Below are 18,187 nucleotides of genomic sequence, written 5' to 3' on the forward strand. Positions count from 1 at the left end.
GTGAGGACCCCGATCAACCCGCGCTATAGGCCTGCTTCACCGTCTCGATCCAGCTCGGCTCCAGGCGCGACTGTTCGGTGTCCAGGCCCAGCGCCTGCATCTTCTCCAGATGCTCGTCGGCTTCACGAACTAACGAGGCGTGGTCGCTGGAATTGGCATCGAGCAGGTGCATCTGGGTCAGGCCCAAGTGATAGAACCGCAACAATTTCATCGCAGCCGGGTCCTGGGCCTGCACACCGGCCTTCACCTGGTGCATCACGTTGGTGATTTTCATCAGGCTGCGCTTGAGCTGCCAGCCGTACACGGCGGCGGCCATCCACGGCTGCGACCAGAAGTACTGGCGCATCAGCACAGCCATCGCCAACACCGCGACAATCACCCCGCCGAGATTGAAACGAAAGTTATCGCCTCCAGGCGTCCCCAGCAGCATCACGGCCAGGCTGGACAGCAACATCGCCAGGGCCAGGAAAACCACCGCGATGATCAGGGTGCTGCGGCGGGTCTGCTTGCGGTAGGTGTCGCCATCCCACGGTTTGATCTCGAACATCGCGGCGCAATTTCCTTGTACGGCATCAAAAGAGTCACGCATTATCGCCTGCCCGGTCGAATTAGCTATGCTGGGGCTCATTTTGTAGCGCAACCGACTCGCCGGGTCCGGATCAAAGTCCATGGCGATAGCGCAAGGATCGTGCGATCTTTCTGCGTGGACGTTTTTTTTCAAGATGCCGTCGTTGTGTGCATGGCATCGTTTTCAAGGAAAGCTGAATGACTCAAAGACATGTAATCAACGCCTCGGTAAGCCCCAAGGGCAGCCTGGAGACCTTGTCCCAGCGCGAAGTCCAGCAACTGAGCGAAGCCGGTTCCGGCAGCATCTATACCCTCTTCCGCCAGTGCGCCCTGGCCATCCTCAACACCGGCGCCCATGTTGATAACGCCAAGACCATCCTGGAAGCCTACAAGGACTTCGAGATCCGTATTCACCAGCAGGACCGCGGCGTGCGCCTGGAGCTGCTGAACGCGCCGGCCGATGCCTTCGTCGACGGCGAAATGATCGCCAGCACCCGGGAAATGCTCTTCAGTGCCCTGCGCGACATCGTCTACACCGAGAACGAGCTGGACAGCCAGCGCATCGACCTCAGCTCGTCCCAGGGCATCAGCGACTACGTATTCCACCTGCTGCGCAACGCCCGCACCTTGCGCCCTGGCGTGGAGCCGAAAATCGTCGTGTGCTGGGGCGGTCACTCGATCAACACCGAAGAATACAAATACACCAAGAAAGTCGGCCACGAACTGGGCCTGCGCAGCCTGGACATCTGCACCGGTTGCGGCCCGGGCGTGATGAAAGGTCCGATGAAAGGCGCCACCATTGCCCATGCCAAGCAGCGCATCCATGGCGGTCGCTACCTGGGCCTGACAGAGCCGGGCATCATCGCCGCCGAGGCGCCGAACCCGATCGTCAATGAGCTGGTGATCCTGCCGGACATCGAGAAACGCCTGGAAGCCTTCGTGCGGGTCGGCCACGGCATCATCATCTTCCCGGGTGGTGCCGGTACGGCGGAAGAGTTCCTCTACCTGCTCGGCATCCTGATGCACCCGGCCAACCAGGACCTGCCGTTCCCGGTGGTCCTCACCGGGCCGAAAAGCGCCGCGCCGTACCTTGACCAGTTGCATGCGTTTGTCGGCGCAACCCTGGGCCCGGCGGCGCAGCAGCACTATCAGATCATCATCGACGACCCGGCCGAAGTGGCGCGGCAGATGACCCAGGGGCTCAAGGAGGTCAAGCAGTTCCGCCGCGAGCGCAACGACGCCTTCCACTTCAACTGGCTGCTGAAGATCGACGAGGGCTTCCAGCGCCCGTTCGACCCGACCCACGCCAACATGGCCAGCCTGGGCCTGAGCCGCGACCTGCCCGCCCACGAACTGGCCGCCAACCTGCGCCGGGCGTTCTCGGGGATCGTGGCCGGTAACGTCAAGGACAAGGGCATCCGCCTGATCGAGGAACACGGCCCGTACGAGATCCACGGCGACGCCGCCATCATGGAACCCCTCGACCGCCTGCTCCAGGCCTTCGTCGCCCAACACCGCATGAAACTGCCGGGCGGCGCGGCGTATGTGCCGTGCTATCGCGTGGTGACCTGACCTATCTGAGGACCACAAATCCAATGTGGGAGCGAGCTTGCTCGCGATGACAGCGGCACATTCAGCACAGATGCAAGCTGACCCACCGCTATCGCGAGCAAGCTCGCTCCCACAGGAGTTCTGCTGTGGTCACAGAGTCGGGGTCAGCCGCATCAGCCCGGCTTCATCCACTTCAATACCAAGCCCAAGGTAATCCTTGATCTGCGGATGAAGGGTGACCACCGGGTGCGTATGCGTCGCCGTTACCACCAGCACATCCGCCCCGGCGGCCTCGCCTGCCCGGATGCCCGCCTCGGCGTCTTCAAAGACCAGGCATTCCTGCGGCGTCACTTGCAGGCGCTCGGCGGCCAGGCGATAGCAGGTGGGGTTGGGCTTGCCATCGCTGACGTCTTCGGCGGTGACCATCACGCCTGGACGCGGGATCCCCGCCGCTTCCATACGACGCAAGGCCAATGCCATGGGCGCTGAGGTGACGATTGCCCAGCGTTCTGGCGGCAAGCTGTTCAGAAAGGCCTGCGCACCGGGCACCTGCACCACCCCTTCGACATCTTCGATTTCCTCGCGGGTAATCTGCTCGGCTTCGGCCTGGGCATCCACCCCTGGCAGGTGCTGGCGGGCGATGGTGTCGATGGCGCGCACGCCATGGATCGTCGGCAGGAACGTCGCCACGTCCACGCCGTGGCGCAGGGCCCAGCGCGTCCAGATCCGCTCGGCGGCGGCGATGGAATTGAGCAGAGTGCCGTCCATGTCGAACAGGAAGGCGCGATAGGCAATGGGGTTGGGGGGACTGGCAGGCATCGGATCCTCGGTGGCGGCGTGGCGGGTGATGGCCACTGTAACATCGCCAGGCTCCGATCCCCTGTGGGAGCAAAGCTTGCTCGCGATGCAGACACCTCGGTTTCTGAGAGACCGCATCAACTTTATCGCGGGCAAGCCTTGCTCCCACAGCAAGCTTTGCTCCCACAGGCGCGCACCCAGGAAATGGTGTTGTGTCACAAAGCGACAATCTAAACGAGGCGTTCGATCGGCTGATGCTGCCACACCCGCTTGTAGTACAGCGTCTGCAACAGCAGCATGCTCAAGTAGGCCACCGGGAACGCCATCCACACCCCTTGCAGCCCGAAATGTGCGTCCAGCAGATACGCCGCCGGCACTTGCACGGCGACGATGCAGAGGATCGAGATGGCAACCGGCACCAGCACCGTGCCGCTGGCGCGCATGATGCCGCCGACGATCGCCTGGAAGCCGAACACCAGCAGGCTCCAGAGCATGATGTGCAGCAGGTGTTCGGCCTGGACCCGCGCCGCCGAGTCGGTGATGAACAGCCCCAATAGCCAGTGGGACAGCAGATAGCCCAGGACCACCAGCCCACCGGTAAGCCAGAGGTTGATCAACAGCCCCGTGCGCAGGATCGGCCCCAGGCGCTCCAGGCGTCCGGCACCGATGGCCTGGGCACCGAGGATCGAGGCGGTGATAGCAATCGACAACGCCGGAAACTGCACGTAGTTGACGATCTGCGTCACCGCGCCGTAGGCCGCCGTGGCCTGGGAACCGTGGCTATTGACCAGCGTCAGGATGACCAACTCGGACAACGAGATCACCACCATCTGCAACCCGGTGGGCAAGCCGATGCGCAGCACTTTGCCGAGGATGTCCTTGTCCAGGCGCATCGCCGCGAACAATGCCCGGTCCGGCGCCAGGGCATGCTCGCGGCGGCTCAGGCGCCACGCCAGCATCAGCATCGCTGACGTCGTCCCCACCAGCCCCGCCCATGCCGCGCTCTGGATGCCCATCTGCGGCAACCCCAACCAGCCACGGATCAACGCGGGCGTGAGCAGCAGCCCGACACTGGTGGACACCAGCAGCGCCAACATCGGCGACACCGTATCGCTCACCCCGCGCAGCAGTTGGGTGAACAGCACAAATACCAGCAACATCGGCAGGATCCACATCATGACCCGGGCATAGGAAACGGCGTCCTCCAGCACATCGGCCGGCGTACCGAGCCCCTGCAACGCCTGGCGCGCAAAGACACTGCCGAGCACCGCCGCCGTCAGGCCGATGATCGCCCCCAGCAACAACGTCGAACCGGCAATCGCCTTCACCGTGCCGGTTTCTCCGGCGCCGTAGGCCTGTCCGATCAATACCCCCGCCCCCGCGCCGAGGCCGATCACCAATGCGATAAAGAAAAACACGATGGGAAACATCCCTGACACCGCCGCCAAGGCCTGAGTGCCGAGCATCTGGCCGATGTAGATGCTGTTGAGCGTGCCAGACATGGACTGCAGGAAATTGGACAGGACCATGGGGGCCAGGAACAGGAGATAGGTTTTCCAGAGAGGCTGGGTGGGCATGGGGGCTCTGATGGCAGGTTCGAAAATCCGGGTGCCGGTAATTTAGCGCAATCCAATCATCTGTTTCAGAAGAATCAGTGCAGGCTGCTCTTGTGGCTCTTTTGGCTCTTGTGGCTCTTGTGGCTCTTGTGGCGAGGGAGCTTGCTCCCGCTGGGCTGCACAGCAGCCCCAAAACCTAAACACGCAATATAACCGCGCCAGCCACGTTGGGGACCGCTTCGCGCTCCAGCGGGAGCAAGCTCCCTCGCCACAAAGGCCGATGCACCACCAGAAAGGCCCGTGCGCCATCACCTTCGCCATGTGGCTTCGACCTTCGTCGGGTGCATTCGACTTTTCACAGACTGCGTCTAATCTGAAGTAGCACAGTGCCACGCACCGTGTAGGCCAATGCCTACAGCATTACCGGTATCGGACAGCCGGTCTTAAAGTCCGAGTAGAGGTCGCAGATAACCAGTTATTCGCAAATAACCTGTTAGAAACTCTGTTCAAGGACCGAACCATGACGTCGTACCCACACGGTCATTCCTTCGCCCAACCACCGCGCATTCTCTGGAACACAGTGCTCGTCGCTTTCGTTGCAGCCATTGGCGTCGTACTGCTCAACGGTCCAAGTGTACAAAACATCATTCTGGGCATTGCCCTTTTGGCCGTTGGCGTCAGTGCTGGCGTATGGGGGGCGCGTTCGCAACGCCAACAGTTCGACAGCGCCCTCGCCGCCGCCATCGCCCGCCACGACCAGCAAGCCAGCGAGCATCCGGCCCATAACACCCGCGAGCAACTCAACGAAGTCATTCTCGGTGCCATGCCGATCTGGGCCAAGCAGGTCGAAAGCTCCCGGCAGCAGACCGAAACCGCAATCGTCTCGCTGACCAGCCGCTTCACCGGCATATCCTCACGGCTGGAAGACACCGTGCAAGCCTCGCAACTGGCCGCTGGTGAACTGGCCGGCAGCAGCAGTGGCGGCGCCGTGCAGGTGCTGGCCCAGAGCGAAGGTGAACTGGTCAAGGTCATCGATTCCCTGAAGGCCACCCAGGCCAGCCGCGACGAAACCCTGGCCCAGGTGCGTAACCTGACGGCTTATACCGGCGAGCTGCGGACCATGGCCGCCGACGTCGCGGCGATTGCCGCGCAGACCAACCTGCTGGCCCTCAACGCCGCCATCGAAGCCGCCCGTGCCGGCGAAGCCGGGCGTGGGTTTGCCGTGGTGGCCGACGCCGTGCGCAGTCTCTCGAGCAAGTCCAGCGAGACCGGCCAGCAGATGTCGGCCAAGGTCGACATCATCAACACCGCCATCACCCAACTGGTGCATGCCGCATCCAGCGGCGCGGACCAGGACACCCATTCGGTCACCGCCTCCGAGCAGAGCATCCAGCAGGTACTGGAGCGCTTCAAGAGCGTCACCGGCCGCTTGGCCGACTCGGCCGACATGCTGCAGCGGGAAAGCTTCGGCATCCGCGATGAGCTCACCGAGGTGCTGGTCAGCCTGCAATTCCAGGATCGGGTCAGCCAGATCCTCAGCCACGTGCGCGACAACATCGAGGACCTGCATGTGCACATGCAGCAGGCCGGTCAGTCGCCCGAACAGGCCGCTTCCATCGACGCCCGCCAATGGCTGGCGCGCATGGAAACCACTTACGCCACCGACGAGCAACGCCGCAATCACCACGGCGACTCGAGCGCGCAACAGACTTCACAGGAAATTACCTTCTTTTAGGAGAGCCGTTCATGGCTAAAAGTGTATTGGTTGTCGACGACTCCGCGAGCGTTCGGCAGGTGGTCGGCATCGCGCTGAAAAGTGCCGGCTATGACGTGATCGAAGCCAGCGATGGCAAGGACGCACTGGGCAAGCTCAATGGCCAGAAAGTGCACCTGATCATCAGTGACGTGAACATGCCCAACATGGACGGCATCACCTTCGTCAAGGAGGTCAAGAAGCTGGCCAGCTACAAATTCACGCCGATCATCATGCTCACCACCGAATCCCAGGAATCGAAGAAGCAGGAAGGCCAGGCCGCTGGGGCCAAAGCCTGGGTGGTCAAGCCGTTCCAGCCCGCGCAAATGCTGGCGGCGGTATCCAAGCTGATTCTTCCTTGATAGCCGGAGGCTCCCATGCCGTTGCAATACGAGACACACGATGACACCGCCCAGGTGCACATCGACGGCGAGCTGACGATCTACACCGCCGCCGAGCTGGCCGCGCAATGGTTGCCGCACCTGGGCGCAACACCGCGGATGGCTCTTGATCTGTCGCAGATCACCGAGATGGACGGCGCCGGCCTGCAACTGCTGCTGATGGTGCAGCGCGAGGCCGCCAAGGCCGGGACCCAACTGACACTGATCGGCCAAAGCAAGGCCGTCACGGAAACACTTGCCCTGTGCAATCTGGTTGCCTAGGGCTGCTGCAATACGTCGGACACGACAAAGGATATGAGCGTGAGCATCAATCTCGATCAGGCACAACAGACCTTCATCGTCGAGGCACGGGAACAGTTGCAGGCGATGGAAGAGTCGCTGCTGCAACTGGAAACCGACCCCGGCGACGATGACGCCATTGGCGCGATCTTCCGGGCGGCCCACACGATCAAGGGTTCGGCCGGGTTGTTCGGCCTGGAACCGATCGTCAGCTTCACCCACATCGTCGAAGACGTGCTCGACCGCCTGCGCAACGGCAGCGTCGAGGTGGACGCCGGCCTGATCGCGGTGCTGCTCAAGTCCAGCGATCACATGCTGGAACTGATCAACGTGGCCGCCAACCAGGGCGGAGCGCTGCCGCCACCCGCCCTGCAACGGGAAGTGGAACTGTGCCAGATCCTGCAGGAGTACCAGGCGCCCTCGCCCGCTGCGGCCCCGACGCCAGCCCCTGAAACCAACACCCGCGAACCCGGCGAAACGCGCCTCTGGCACATTTCCCTGCGCTTCGGCCAGGACGTGTTCCGCAACGGCATGGACCCGCTGTCGTTCCTGCGCTATCTGCAAACCCTGGGTGAAATCGTCGACCTCACCACCTTGACCGACGCCCTGCCCGCCGCCGATGCCTGGGACGCCGAATCCTGCTACCTGGGCTTCGACATCGAGTTTCGCTCGGCCGCCAGCCACGGGGCGATCAATGAAGTGTTCGATTTCGTCCGGGAAGACTGCGTGATCGAGATCGTGGCCCTGGATGACGACATCGCGCCCCAGGCCAACACCGGCCTGGTGACCACAGCACCGGAACCTGCCGAGGAAAGCACCGCGTTGGTCGCCACCGGCGAGTTGTTGTCCGACCAGCGCAAGACGCCGCGCATGCCCGCCCAGATCGCCACCGACAAACAAGCGGTGACCAGCGACAGCAAGGCCAAGGACGGCACCTATGTGCGAGTCAATGCCGACAAGCTCGACGAACTGATCAACCTGGTGGGCGAACTGGTCATCGCCAGCGCCGGCGCGAGCCTGCTGGCCCGCACCTGCAACAACGATCCATTGCAGGAATCCACCTCGACGGTGTCGTCACTGGTGGAGGAAATCCTCGACGGTGCCCTGCGCCTGCGCATGATCCCCATCGGCGAAACCTTCAACCGCTTCCGTCGGGTGGTGCGCGATGTCAGCCAGGAGTTGGGCAAGGACATCGACCTGATCATCAGCGGTGCGGAGACCGAGCTGGACAAGACCGTGGTGGAAAAAATCGGCGACCCGCTCATGCACCTGCTGCGCAACGCCATGGACCACGGCATTGAAACCGCCGAGGCACGGTTGGCGGCCGGCAAACCGGCCAAGGGGCACCTGCACCTCAACGCCTATCACGACTCGGGCAGCATCGTGCTGGAAATCGCCGACGACGGCGCCGGCCTGAACCGCGACCGGATCCTGGAAAAAGCCCAGGAACGTGGCCTGGTGCCCCCGGGTGCCAGCCCGACCGACCAGGAAATCTACAACCTGATCTTCGAACCCGGCTTCTCCACCGCCCAGGCCGTGACCAACCTTTCGGGGCGTGGCGTGGGCATGGACGTGGTCAAGCGCAACATCACCCTGCTGCGCGGCACCGTCGACCTGGACAGCCAGCCCGGCAAGGGCACCGTGGTGCGCATTCGCCTGCCGCTGACCCTGGCGATCATCAATGGATTCCTGGTGAGCATCGGCCAGTCGACCTATGTGATACCGCTGGACATGGTCCAGGAATGCATCGAGCTGAGCGAAGACGACGGGCTCGCCAGCCGCGAACAAGGCTACCTCGACCTGCGCGGCGAGGTGCTGCCACTGGTCTACCTGCGCGATCACTTCAGCCATGAAGGTCCGGCCGCGCGCCGGCAGAACGTGGTGGTGGTGCGCTACGCCGAACTCAAGGCCGGGCTGGTGGTGGATGACTTGCTGGGTGAATTCCAGACCGTGATCAAGCCGCTGGGCAAGCTGTTTGGTGCCCTTCGCGGCATCAGTGGCTCGACCATCCTGGGCAGTGGTGCCGTGGCGTTGATTCTCGACGTACCGGCGCTGCTCACCCAGATCGCCCAAGTGGAAAACCGCTACACACCGACTCAATTACAACAAGCCAACGCTCGCTGACGCTTTAGCAATTCCATGGAGAGGTACTTCCCAATGAAATGGTTCTACGATCTTAGAATCGCCACCAAACTGATCACTTCATTTCTTGTGGTGCTGGCGCTGACAGCCGTCATGGGGGTGTTCTCGATCATCCAACTGGGCCAGGTGAACCACACCGCCCTCGACATCCGTGAAAACTGGATGCCGTCCATGCGAGCAGCCTCGGGCATGCGCTTCTACGCGGCGAGCTATCGCCTTAAGGAAAATCGTCATATTGTCGCCGATTCCGATCAAGAGCGCGTCACCCTCGAGCAAGAGGCCGAGGAAGCCAAGAAGGCCTTCGAAACACGCCTGGACACTTACGAAAAACTGCTCTCCAGCGCTGAAGATCGTCAGGTATTCGACACCACCCGTAATGACTGGGCCGCCTATCTGGCGATCAGCAAAGACCTGCTCGCATTGTCCCGGCAGAACCTGACCGAGCAGGCCAATGCGATGCTCAAGGGCGAGTCCAAGCGTCGGTTCGACCTGGTGACCGGCGACCTGCAAAAACTGGTCGAGCTCAACGCGGCTGGCGCTGATGTCGCCAGTGCACACGGCACCCAGCTGTATGAAAACGCACGCCTGTCGATCATTGCCGTACTGGCTGCAGCCCTGCTGGTGGGCCTGGGCCTGGCGCTGTTCATCTCGCGCATCATCTCCCGCCCCTTGAAACAGGCCGCCGCCGTTGCCGAACAATTGGCCGAAGGCAACCTGAACGCGAAAATCGAAGGTGGCTCCAAGGATGAAACCGGCATGGTGCTCAACGCCATGCAGAACATGGTCGGCAAGCTCTCGCACATCATCGGTGAAGTGCGCAACGCGGCGGACAACCTGGCCAGCGCCTCCGAAGAAGTCAGCGCCACCGCGCAATCGATGAGCCAGGCCACCAGCGAACAGGCGGCCAGCGTCGAGGAAACCAGCGCCTCCATCGAGCAGATGAGCGCCAGCATCAACCAGAACACCGAGAACGCCAAGGTCACCGACGGCATGGCCAGCAAGGCCGCCAAGGAAGCCACCGACGGCGGCGAATCTGTGCAGCAGACCGTGGTGGCGATGAAGAAAATCGCCCAGCGCATCAGCATCATCGACGACATCGCCTACCAGACCAACCTGCTGGCGCTCAACGCTGCCATCGAAGCAGCCCGTGCCGGTGAACACGGCAAAGGTTTCGCGGTGGTCGCCGCCGAAGTGCGCAAGCTGGCCGAACGCAGCCAGGTGGCCGCCCAGGAAATCGGCGAACTGTCGTCCAGCAGCGTCGATATGGCCGAGAAGGCCGGGAACCTGCTCAACGAGATGGTCCCATCCATCAACAAGACCTCGGACCTGGTGCAGGAAATCAGCGCCGCCTCCGAAGAACAGGCCGCCGGTGTGGCGCAAATCAACACCGCCATGACCCAGCTCAACCAGGTGACCCAGCAAAACGCCTCCAGCAGCGAAGAACTGGCCGCCACCGCCGAGGAAATGAGCAGCCAGGCCGAACAGCTGCAACAGGCCATGAGCTTCTTCACCCTCGACTCGCCGCCCAAGTCTGCTGTGCAAATTGCCAGGGTTGATAACACCCCAGGTCCGTCCGGCCGCAAACCGGCCCGGACTCCGGCACCGGTCATGCCTAAAGCGTTTGCCTACAACATGGCCAGCGCCCCGGACGAATCGGAATTCACCCGGTTCTGATGGCCCGGTTCCACTGGCTTGCTTAAAGGAGAAAAAGCAATGGGCGCCATCGCGACCACACGTCAAACCGCCATCGCGGTCGAGGAAGAAGCGCAATACCTGACGTTCATGCTCGGCACGGAGATGTTTGCCATCGGCATCCTGTGCATCAAGGAAATCATCGAATACGGCAACCTGACCGTGGTGCCGATGATGCCGGCCTTCGTGCGCGGGGTGATCAACCTGCGTGGCGCGGTCGTGCCGGTGGTGGACCTGTCGGCCCGTTTCGGCCGGCCGAATTCGGCGATCAGCCGCCGCAGCTGCGTGGTGATCATCGAGGCGGCCAGCGCCGACGGCCAGGCCCAGGACATTGGCCTGCTGGTGGACACGGTGTCGGCGGTGCTGGAAATCCCGGCCTCGCAGATCGAGCCGCCACCGAGCTTCGGCGCGAAGATCCGTGCCGATTTCATCAGTGGCATGGCCAAGGTCGATGGCAAGTTCGTCATCGTGCTGGAGGTGGACCGCGTGCTGTCCATCGACGAGATGTCCTTACTCGCAGAAGCCAGCCCGAGCGCGCTGGAAGTAGATGCCCCGTGAACGCCGATACCTGCAAGGAACGCACGCTGAACGCCCAGGCGCTCACTGACCGAGAGTTCGGCCAGTTCCAGTCCTGGCTGTACCAGGCCGCCGGCATCAGCCTGTCCGAGGCCAAGAAAGCCCTGGTGGCCGGGCGTCTGTTCAAGCGCCTCAAGCACTATGGGCTGGACAGCTACGGCGAGTATTTCAAGCTGATCATGAACGGCCAGCGCACCGATGAGCTGCAGGTAGCGCTGGACCTGCTCACCACCAACGAGACCTATTTTTTCCGCGAGCCCAAGCATTTCGATTTCCTGCGCCAGCATGTGCTGCCCCACGCGACACCGGGCAAGACCTTTCGCTTGTGGAGCGCGGCCAGTTCATCGGGGGAAGAACCCTACAGCCTGGCCATGACCTTGGCCGAAGGACTGGGCACCACGCCCTGGGAAGTCATCGGTTCGGACATCAGCAGCCAGGTGCTGGCCAAGGCGCGCGCCGGGCATTACCCGATGGAACGTGCCCGCACCCTGCCCCAGCCACTGCTGGTGAAATATTGCCTCAAGGGCACCGGCAGCCAGCAAGGCACCTTCCTCATCGACCGGGCATTGCGCAACCGGGTCAACTTTATCCAGGTCAACCTCAACGACACCTTGCCGGAGCTGGGGGAGTTCGATGTGATCTTCCTGCGCAACGTCATGATCTATTTCGACCAACCCACCAAAAGCAAAGTGGTTGCCCGCTTGCTCCCCCGGCTCAAGCCCGGCGGGTATTTCATCATCAGCCACTCGGAAAGCCTCAACGGTGTGTCCGATGCGTTGAAACTGGTGGCGCCATCGATTTACCGCAAACCATGAGCGCCGCCATCAGGGAAGTGGCCGAGGTGTACCTGGCGCCCGGGGAGTTTCGCTTCGCCACCTGCCCGACCCGCCTGCGCACGATCCTCGGCTCTTGCGTGGCGATCACGCTGTGGCATCCGGAACGCAAGATCGGCGGCATGTGTCACTTCATGCTGCCCAGTCGGGTGCGCTGCTCCACCGCACTGAACGGCCTCTACGCCGACGAAGCCATCGAACTGTTCATCCTCCAGGCTCGAGCCCATCGCACCGAACCCGAGGACTACCAACTCAAGCTGTTCGGCGGCGGCGAGATGTTCCCCGAACTGCAACGCCACGTGCCCTACGGCGATGTGGCGCGGCTGAACGTCAATGCCGCGCTGGAAATGGCCGCCCTTTATCGCCTCGACCTGATCGCCCAGGACATGGGCAGCACTGGCCACCGCAGCATCATCTTCGACCTTTGCAGCGGCGATGTGTGGGTCAGGCACCAACCTATAAGGACCCGGCACTGACTATGTCAAAAAAGATCAATGTACTGCTGGTGGATGACTCTGCCGTGGTTCGCCAGGTGTTGCTGGCGATCCTCAGCGACACACCGGACATCCACGTCATGGGCGCGGCGTCCGACCCGATTTTCGCCATGGACAAACTGGCCAAGGAATGGCCCGACGTGATCGTGCTGGACGTGGAAATGCCGCGCATGGACGGCATCACCTTCCTGAAAAAAATCATGAGCGAGCGCCCCACGCCGGTGGTGATCTGCTCGTCCCTGACACCCCGGGGCGCGGAAACCACCTTGCAGGCAATGGCCGCTGGCGCGGTGGAAATCATCACCAAGCCCACCACCGGCCTGAAGAACTTTCTGTTGGAGTCGGCGCCGGAACTGGTGTCGGCGATCCGTGCCGCCGCCCAGGTCAACGTGCGCAACCTGGGCAAGCGCCCTGCCCCGATCGCGCTGACGCCCGCGACCAAACTCACCGCCGACGCCATGCTGCCCGCCGCCAACGGCCACGCCATGGCGCAGACCACCGAACGCATCGTCGCCCTGGGCACCTCCACAGGTGGCACCCAGGCCCTGGAAGCGGTGCTCACCGCCCTGCCGCGGGTGTGCCCGGGCATCGTCATCGTCCAGCACATGCCGGAAAAATTCACCGCCTCGTTCGCCGCCCGGCTCAACAGCCTGTGCCAGATCGAAGTGCGCGAAGCCCGCAACAACGACCGCATCCACCCGGGTCTGGCGCTCATCGCGCCAGGCGGCAAACACATGATGGTGACCCGCAGCGGCGCGTTCTATCACGTGCAGGTGGTGGACGGCCCACTGGTCAACCGCCACCGCCCTTCGGTGGATGTGTTGTTTCGCTCCGTGGCCAAATTCGCCGGCCGCAACGCCACCGGCATCATCATGACCGGCATGGGCGACGACGGCGCCCGCGGCCTGAAGGAAATGCTCGACGCCGGCAGCACCACCGTGGCCCAGGACGAAGCCAGCTGCGTGGTCTTCGGCATGCCCAAGGAAGCGATCAAACTCAATGCCGCACAACGGGTGATGGGGTTGCAGGAGATTGCGCAGGTGATTTTGCATCGGTAACAAAAACCGCCCGTGGCGAGGGAGCTTGCTCCCGCTGGGCTGCGCAGCAGCCCCAAATGCCAGACCGAGGTGCGGCCGTTAGGGCCGCTTCGCGCCCCAGCGGGAGCAAGCTCCCTCGCCACAAAAGCCCTCAAAACCACACCAGCCCCCATGTGGGAGCGAGCTTGCTCGCGAAGACGGCGGTACATTCAACATGGATGCAAGCTGAACCACCGCTATCGCGAGCAAGCTCGCTCCCACAAGGGGCTTGTCGCCACAGAGGCTTCAACAGCGTGTACCTATACCGGCGAAATCGTCGCCAGCACGCCAATCAAAATAGTCAGCGCCAAAAAACCACCCAAAAAAATCGCCATCTTCGCCATGAGCACTCCTGGAGCAAAAAATTGCAGTACACGGGCTGTCCGATAGGCAACCGCGTGGTCATTCTGGGGCCCGGCTTGGGTTCATGACAGCGGCACCTGACGCAGAAAAATACAGATCAGACGAAGACCTCAGGTCAGCACAGCCCTCATCACACCATTTTTTGTGAGCGATAAAAACCAAGGCGCACTGGTCCGTGTTGGGACATTGGCGGTGCTGATGAAAATGTCGGAAAAACTCAAAGAGGTAAATCGCTAACAGTCCTCGATCACGGCTATCATTGCCGCTCGCCCTTCTGACAGGCGATGTCGCAGGCCACCCTCAAGGATCCAGGTATGACTTTTCTGCCGTCACGCTCCACCCTCTTCGTCTCCAGCCTCCTGCTCAGCTCCCTGTGCTTTGCCGAAGGCGAGCCAACCGACGGCAGCCTCATCAAGGACTCGACCAAAGCGGCCGTCTCAACGTTCATCACCGCCGGCAAGAACCTGCTGGGCGGCGTCAGCGAGGGCGTACTCGATGGCCGCGAGTCGGCCCAAGGCACCGATGGCGCCGCGATCATTTCCTCCGGCGAACAAATGAAAGATCGCATCGCCGTTGAAGTGCTGAAGCTCGAACCCAGCGACGACAACGTCAGCATCACCCTCGGCTTCAAGAACAGCACCGACACCCAACTGCGCGTGGTCAACCTCGGCCAGACCGGCGTACTGCTGGCCATCGACCAGGCGGGCTACTCCAACCGCCTCACCGGCCTGGACAACCCGGACGAAGTCACCATTCCGCCAAAGACCGCCGTGCGGCAGAAGTTCGTGTTTGAAGGCATGAACGAAGCGGTCAGCACGGTACGGGTGTGGGGGCAGGATTATCCGGTCAAAAAATAATGCACCCGCTCGTTCGGATGATCGTTCCCACGCAGAGCGTGAGGAACGATCGTTCAAAGTTGTAGGCATAACGCAACCTGTGGCGAGGGGATTTATCCCCGCTGGGCTGCGCAGCAGCCCCAAAAACCGCGCAGCGGAACAAGGACTCATTGATAAACCCCCTGCTCAATCCGGGCCAGATAATCTTCTACTACCTGAGACTTTTGCCCCACTTCCCGGCTCAAACCTCAACGCCAGCACGCTCATCAACACAATCACCGCCCCAACAATAACCATCGCTGACGGGCGCTCGGCCAACCCCAAAGAAGCCATCAACATCGCCGTGGGCGGTATCAGGTAAAGCGCCATGGAAGCGCGGCTCACGTTGCTGTGCGCCAGCACGTAAGCCCAAGCAAGATACGCCAACGCGCTGGGAAAAATACCGAGAACCAATACAGCCAGATTCACCGAAGCCGAAGCCTGTAGCGCCGCACTCAACATCCCCGGTGCAAAAATGAACAACAGAATCGTGCCCGACCAGACGGTGTAGCAAACCACGGTCAAACCGTCATAACGATGGGCATGGCGCTTTTGCAAAACGAAATACAAACTCCAGGACAGCGCCGCCAACAGGATCAATAGCCCATGGGCGTCCATATCACCCAAGCCACGATCCCCCGCGACCACCACGCCTGCGCCAAGCAAGCCGCATAGCACACAACACCACTGCCACCCGCTGACTCTGTCCTTGAAGACAAAATGCGCCAGTAGCGTGCTGAACAACGGCGTGGACTGGGCCAGCACACTGGCCGCCCCGGCGCTGACGCCTCGCTGACCGTAATTGAGGGCGATGTGGTGCAAGCTGACGGCAAAGAAACCCAACACCGCCAGCAACGGCAAATCCCTGAGACGCGGCGAGGAAATACCCCTCACCATCGCCACAAGGGCCATGAACACTGACGCGATGAGAAACCGCACCAACGCCAACTGACCCGGCTCATAAGCCTGCAAGCCAATGCGAATACCAATCGGCGAATAGGCCCAGCAAACGATCACCAACAGCGTCGCCAGGATAACCTTCACACCGGTTTTGCCGGAGGAACCTTCAACCAGCGCAAAACGCGTTTCCATCTAAAGTTCCTGCACACTGGCCGATTTGCCTCGAAGTATCGAAACCACCCCACCTCAGCACAAGTGACTTAAACTCGACCAACCATTCACTTTTGGTGAGCTATGGAACTGTCCCAACTGCGCATGCTCAAGACGGTCTGCGACACCGGCAGCATCGCCCGCGCTGCCGAAGTGCTGCACTGCGTGCCGTCCAACATCACCGCACGCCTCAAGTCCCTGGAACGGGAACTCGGCACACCGTTGTTTTTCCGCGAAGGTCGCGGGCTGCAGGTCAGCCCGGCAGGCGAAGTGTTTCTGGAGTACGCGACAAAAATACTGAGCCTGACGGAAGAGGCCCGCCGCGCAGTCGCCCCCACCCGAGCACCGAGTGGCCCGCTGCGCATAGGCGCCATCGAGTCCAGCGCCACCGGGCGCCTGCCGCAGTTGCTCGCCAAATACCACGCGCAGTATCCGCAAGTGTCACTGGAACTGAGCACCGGCACCTGGGCGCAGTTGCTGGACGATATCCAGCATCACCGGCTCGATGGCGTGATCGTAGCGGTGGACATCGAACGGCCCGGACTCAAGCGAGCCGTGATGTACCGCGAAGACCTGGTGCTCATCGCCTCCGAGTCCCACGGCCCGCTGCGCAGCGCCGCCGATCTGCAAGGCAAGGCGATCTTCATGTGGCCCACGGGCTGTCCGTACCGCTTGGCGCTGGAGCAGTGGCTGCTGCGTCATGACCAAGTGCAACCGATCACCAGCATTGCCAGTTATGGCGCCATTGTTGGCTGCGTCAGCGCGGGTGCCGGCATCTCGCTGGTGCCTCGGGGGATCTATGAGCAATACCGCCAGGGGGCGGGTTGGACGGGGTATGAGTTTCCCGAGCTGACGGGGATCGATAACCTTTTTTACTGGCATGAAAACGCTGGGAAACATCCTGCCAGAGAGGCGTTTTTGACCATGCTGCAAACGGAGTTCGAAGGCTAGGTGTAGCACGCTCCCCTGTGGCGAGGGAGCTTGCTCCCGCTGGGCTGCGCAGCAGACCTGAAGCTGACACCTCGGTTTGTTGATGGTTTTGAATCAGTCGAGCCGGCCATGTCAGATCCCTCCCGCAAAAAACGATCGCAACTCCTACGAAGCTTTAGGAACCCATCACCTTCCCCACCCAATCCGACAAAACCTATAGTGATGCCCATCGCTCAATGGCGATCAGGTTTGGCGACCTGAGGATCGAGTGCGAAAGTACTGCGTTTTTTGCGGAGGCTTTGGCACACTTGCACGGCTGCCCGTTACGGCAGTTGTGCGTGGGAGGCCTTCGGGTCTGCCGGTTTTCGATCCCGGTTCGCCAACCTGCGTACAACTGCCACCCAATTGTTTGGCGACGATTGAGTGGCTAAAACCTCATTAGATCGGAGTTTTGAACATGGAAAGATATGTCCCCATCACCGGCATCGACTGCACCCCCGCCTCCCTACTCATCGATACCGAAGCCCCGCTGGATGTCCTACACGCGACAGCCGATTACCGCATCCGTGTGGTAACCCAGGTGCTGGAGAACATTGCGTTTCGCTCTGAAATAACCAGCGATACGGTTGTGCTTTCGGATTTCGCTCAGCTTTTGGTGATTCCGTTACGCGATGGCTGTGATTTGCTGGAGGTAATTGGTCGGCGGCTTCAGGCACAGGTTGAAAGCTGATGGAGCTTAGGGCGTATAAAAGCGCCCTTTTCCGTTGTCGACTCGGTCAGCAGAAGCGATAAAAACGATTAAAGCCAGGTATTAAGAGAGCCGCAACGATCCTAGACACCTGGAGAGGTGAATGACATGAACGATAAATTCAGCCCTGACGGTATGCCTATCCTCAATCTCAATACTACGAGTACCACTCGTTATGATGCTTCGCGCTTTCTCGATAGCCCGGACGCTATAGCAGCTTATTTGGCTGAAAGTATAAAAGCCGATGATACGGAAAGTCTTATTCATGCATTGGCCGAAGTTGAAAAAGCTTCAAATCGCCAAAGATGTCGGGGTTAATCGCGAAAGCCTCTATAAGGGACTGAAATTCTGACCGATAAGGGGATGGACTATTTTCAAGCAAATAAATCCGCCCTTTTTCCCCCTTGGTAGATGAGATCTGCAAGAACAGATCCCACGGCATC

18 protein-coding genes are annotated in these 18,187 nt (G+C 61.3%); 14 read left to right on the top strand and 4 right to left on the bottom strand.

Features of this window, described 5'->3' with window-relative positions; genetic code table 11:
• Positions 1 to 13: 13 nt before the first annotated feature.
• Positions 14 to 547 carry a DUF3087 family protein gene (locus tag HU749_RS18395; RefSeq protein ID WP_079302380.1) on the bottom strand — a complete coding sequence of 178 codons (534 nt, stop codon included), beginning with the start codon at positions 545 to 547 and terminating at the stop codon, positions 14 to 16.
• 218 nt (positions 548 to 765) lie between these two features.
• Between HU749_RS18395 and ppnN the strand changes: the two genes are divergently transcribed.
• A complete protein-coding gene (gene ppnN / locus HU749_RS18400; RefSeq protein WP_018606010.1) occupies positions 766 to 2,139 on the top strand; it encodes a nucleotide 5'-monophosphate nucleosidase PpnN in 1,374 nt (457 codons plus the stop codon).
• 129 nt (positions 2,140 to 2,268) lie between these two features.
• On the opposite strand, the gene HU749_RS18405 is transcribed toward ppnN, so the two are convergent.
• Both HU749_RS18405 and HU749_RS18410 read right to left on the bottom strand, forming a co-directional pair.
• Positions 2,269 to 2,937, bottom strand: coding sequence for an HAD family hydrolase (locus tag HU749_RS18405; protein WP_095963549.1), 669 nt, complete (start codon positions 2,935 to 2,937; stop codon positions 2,269 to 2,271).
• A 209-nt stretch (positions 2,938 to 3,146) separates the two neighbouring features.
• Complete coding sequence (locus tag HU749_RS18410; RefSeq protein WP_095963543.1) at positions 3,147 to 4,493, bottom strand: MATE family efflux transporter; 1,347 nt, start codon at positions 4,491 to 4,493, stop codon at positions 3,147 to 3,149.
• Between the two features lie 802 nt (positions 4,494 to 5,295).
• Here HU749_RS18410 and HU749_RS18415 point away from each other — a divergent pair.
• The 10 genes from HU749_RS18415 (at position 5,296) to HU749_RS18460 (ending at position 14,938) form a co-directional block, all read left to right on the top strand.
• Positions 5,296 to 6,207: a methyl-accepting chemotaxis protein gene (locus HU749_RS18415; protein ID WP_437127845.1), complete on the top strand. Its 912-nt coding sequence runs from the start codon at positions 5,296 to 5,298 to the stop codon at positions 6,205 to 6,207.
• Positions 6,208 to 6,218: 11 nt separating this feature from the next.
• Positions 6,219 to 6,587: a response regulator gene (locus tag HU749_RS18420; protein WP_003203044.1), complete on the top strand. Its 369-nt coding sequence runs from the start codon at positions 6,219 to 6,221 to the stop codon at positions 6,585 to 6,587.
• Between the two features lie 15 nt (positions 6,588 to 6,602).
• Entirely contained in the window at positions 6,603 to 6,887 is a 285-nt protein-coding gene (locus tag HU749_RS18425) for an STAS domain-containing protein (RefSeq protein WP_095963171.1), read from the top strand.
• 39 nt (positions 6,888 to 6,926) lie between these two features.
• Entirely contained in the window at positions 6,927 to 9,029 is a 2,103-nt protein-coding gene (locus HU749_RS18430; RefSeq protein WP_095963190.1) for a chemotaxis protein CheA, read from the top strand.
• Positions 9,030 to 9,062: 33 nt separating this feature from the next.
• A complete protein-coding gene (locus HU749_RS18435) occupies positions 9,063 to 10,721 on the top strand; it encodes a methyl-accepting chemotaxis protein (protein WP_186649935.1) in 1,659 nt (552 codons plus the stop codon).
• Between the two features lie 39 nt (positions 10,722 to 10,760).
• Positions 10,761 to 11,297 (top strand): chemotaxis protein CheW, encoded by a 537-nt coding sequence (locus HU749_RS18440; protein WP_003203051.1) that lies wholly within the window; start codon positions 10,761 to 10,763, stop codon positions 11,295 to 11,297.
• On the top strand, positions 11,294 to 12,130 hold the full coding sequence (locus HU749_RS18445; protein WP_014337791.1) for a CheR family methyltransferase: 837 nt from the start codon (positions 11,294 to 11,296) through the stop codon (positions 12,128 to 12,130). Before HU749_RS18440 ends, HU749_RS18445 begins: the two co-directional genes overlap by 4 nt.
• Complete coding sequence (gene cheD / locus HU749_RS18450; protein ID WP_014337790.1) at positions 12,127 to 12,624, top strand: chemoreceptor glutamine deamidase CheD; 498 nt, start codon at positions 12,127 to 12,129, stop codon at positions 12,622 to 12,624. The genes HU749_RS18445 and cheD overlap by 4 nt, the downstream gene beginning before the upstream one ends.
• A gap of 2 nt (positions 12,625 to 12,626) precedes the next feature.
• A complete protein-coding gene (locus HU749_RS18455) occupies positions 12,627 to 13,700 on the top strand; it encodes a protein-glutamate methylesterase/protein-glutamine glutaminase (RefSeq protein WP_003203057.1) in 1,074 nt (357 codons plus the stop codon).
• 695 nt (positions 13,701 to 14,395) lie between these two features.
• Complete coding sequence (locus HU749_RS18460; RefSeq protein ID WP_095974780.1) at positions 14,396 to 14,938, top strand: hypothetical protein; 543 nt, start codon at positions 14,396 to 14,398, stop codon at positions 14,936 to 14,938.
• A gap of 165 nt (positions 14,939 to 15,103) precedes the next feature.
• Here the strand turns inward: HU749_RS18460 and HU749_RS18465 are convergent, their stop codons facing one another.
• Positions 15,104 to 16,048 (bottom strand): DMT family transporter, encoded by a 945-nt coding sequence (locus HU749_RS18465; RefSeq protein ID WP_186649932.1) that lies wholly within the window; start codon positions 16,046 to 16,048, stop codon positions 15,104 to 15,106.
• Between the two features lie 102 nt (positions 16,049 to 16,150).
• On the opposite strand from HU749_RS18465, the gene HU749_RS18470 reads away from it, so the two are divergent.
• The 3 genes from HU749_RS18470 to HU749_RS18480 all read left to right on the top strand — a co-directional run bounded on the left by HU749_RS18470 (position 16,151) and on the right by HU749_RS18480 (position 18,062).
• Entirely contained in the window at positions 16,151 to 17,017 is an 867-nt protein-coding gene (locus tag HU749_RS18470; protein ID WP_186649929.1) for a LysR family transcriptional regulator, read from the top strand.
• A gap of 436 nt (positions 17,018 to 17,453) precedes the next feature.
• Positions 17,454 to 17,726, top strand: coding sequence for a hypothetical protein (locus HU749_RS18475; protein ID WP_003203083.1), 273 nt, complete (start codon positions 17,454 to 17,456; stop codon positions 17,724 to 17,726).
• Between the two features lie 126 nt (positions 17,727 to 17,852).
• Positions 17,853 to 18,062 (top strand): hypothetical protein, encoded by a 210-nt coding sequence (locus HU749_RS18480; protein WP_367575853.1) that lies wholly within the window; start codon positions 17,853 to 17,855, stop codon positions 18,060 to 18,062.
• Positions 18,063 to 18,187 lie beyond the last annotated feature (125 nt).

Source organism: Pseudomonas ogarae (assembly GCF_014268695.2).
In the GTDB taxonomy this organism is placed as follows: Bacteria; Pseudomonadota; Gammaproteobacteria; order Pseudomonadales; family Pseudomonadaceae; genus Aquipseudomonas; species Aquipseudomonas kilonensis.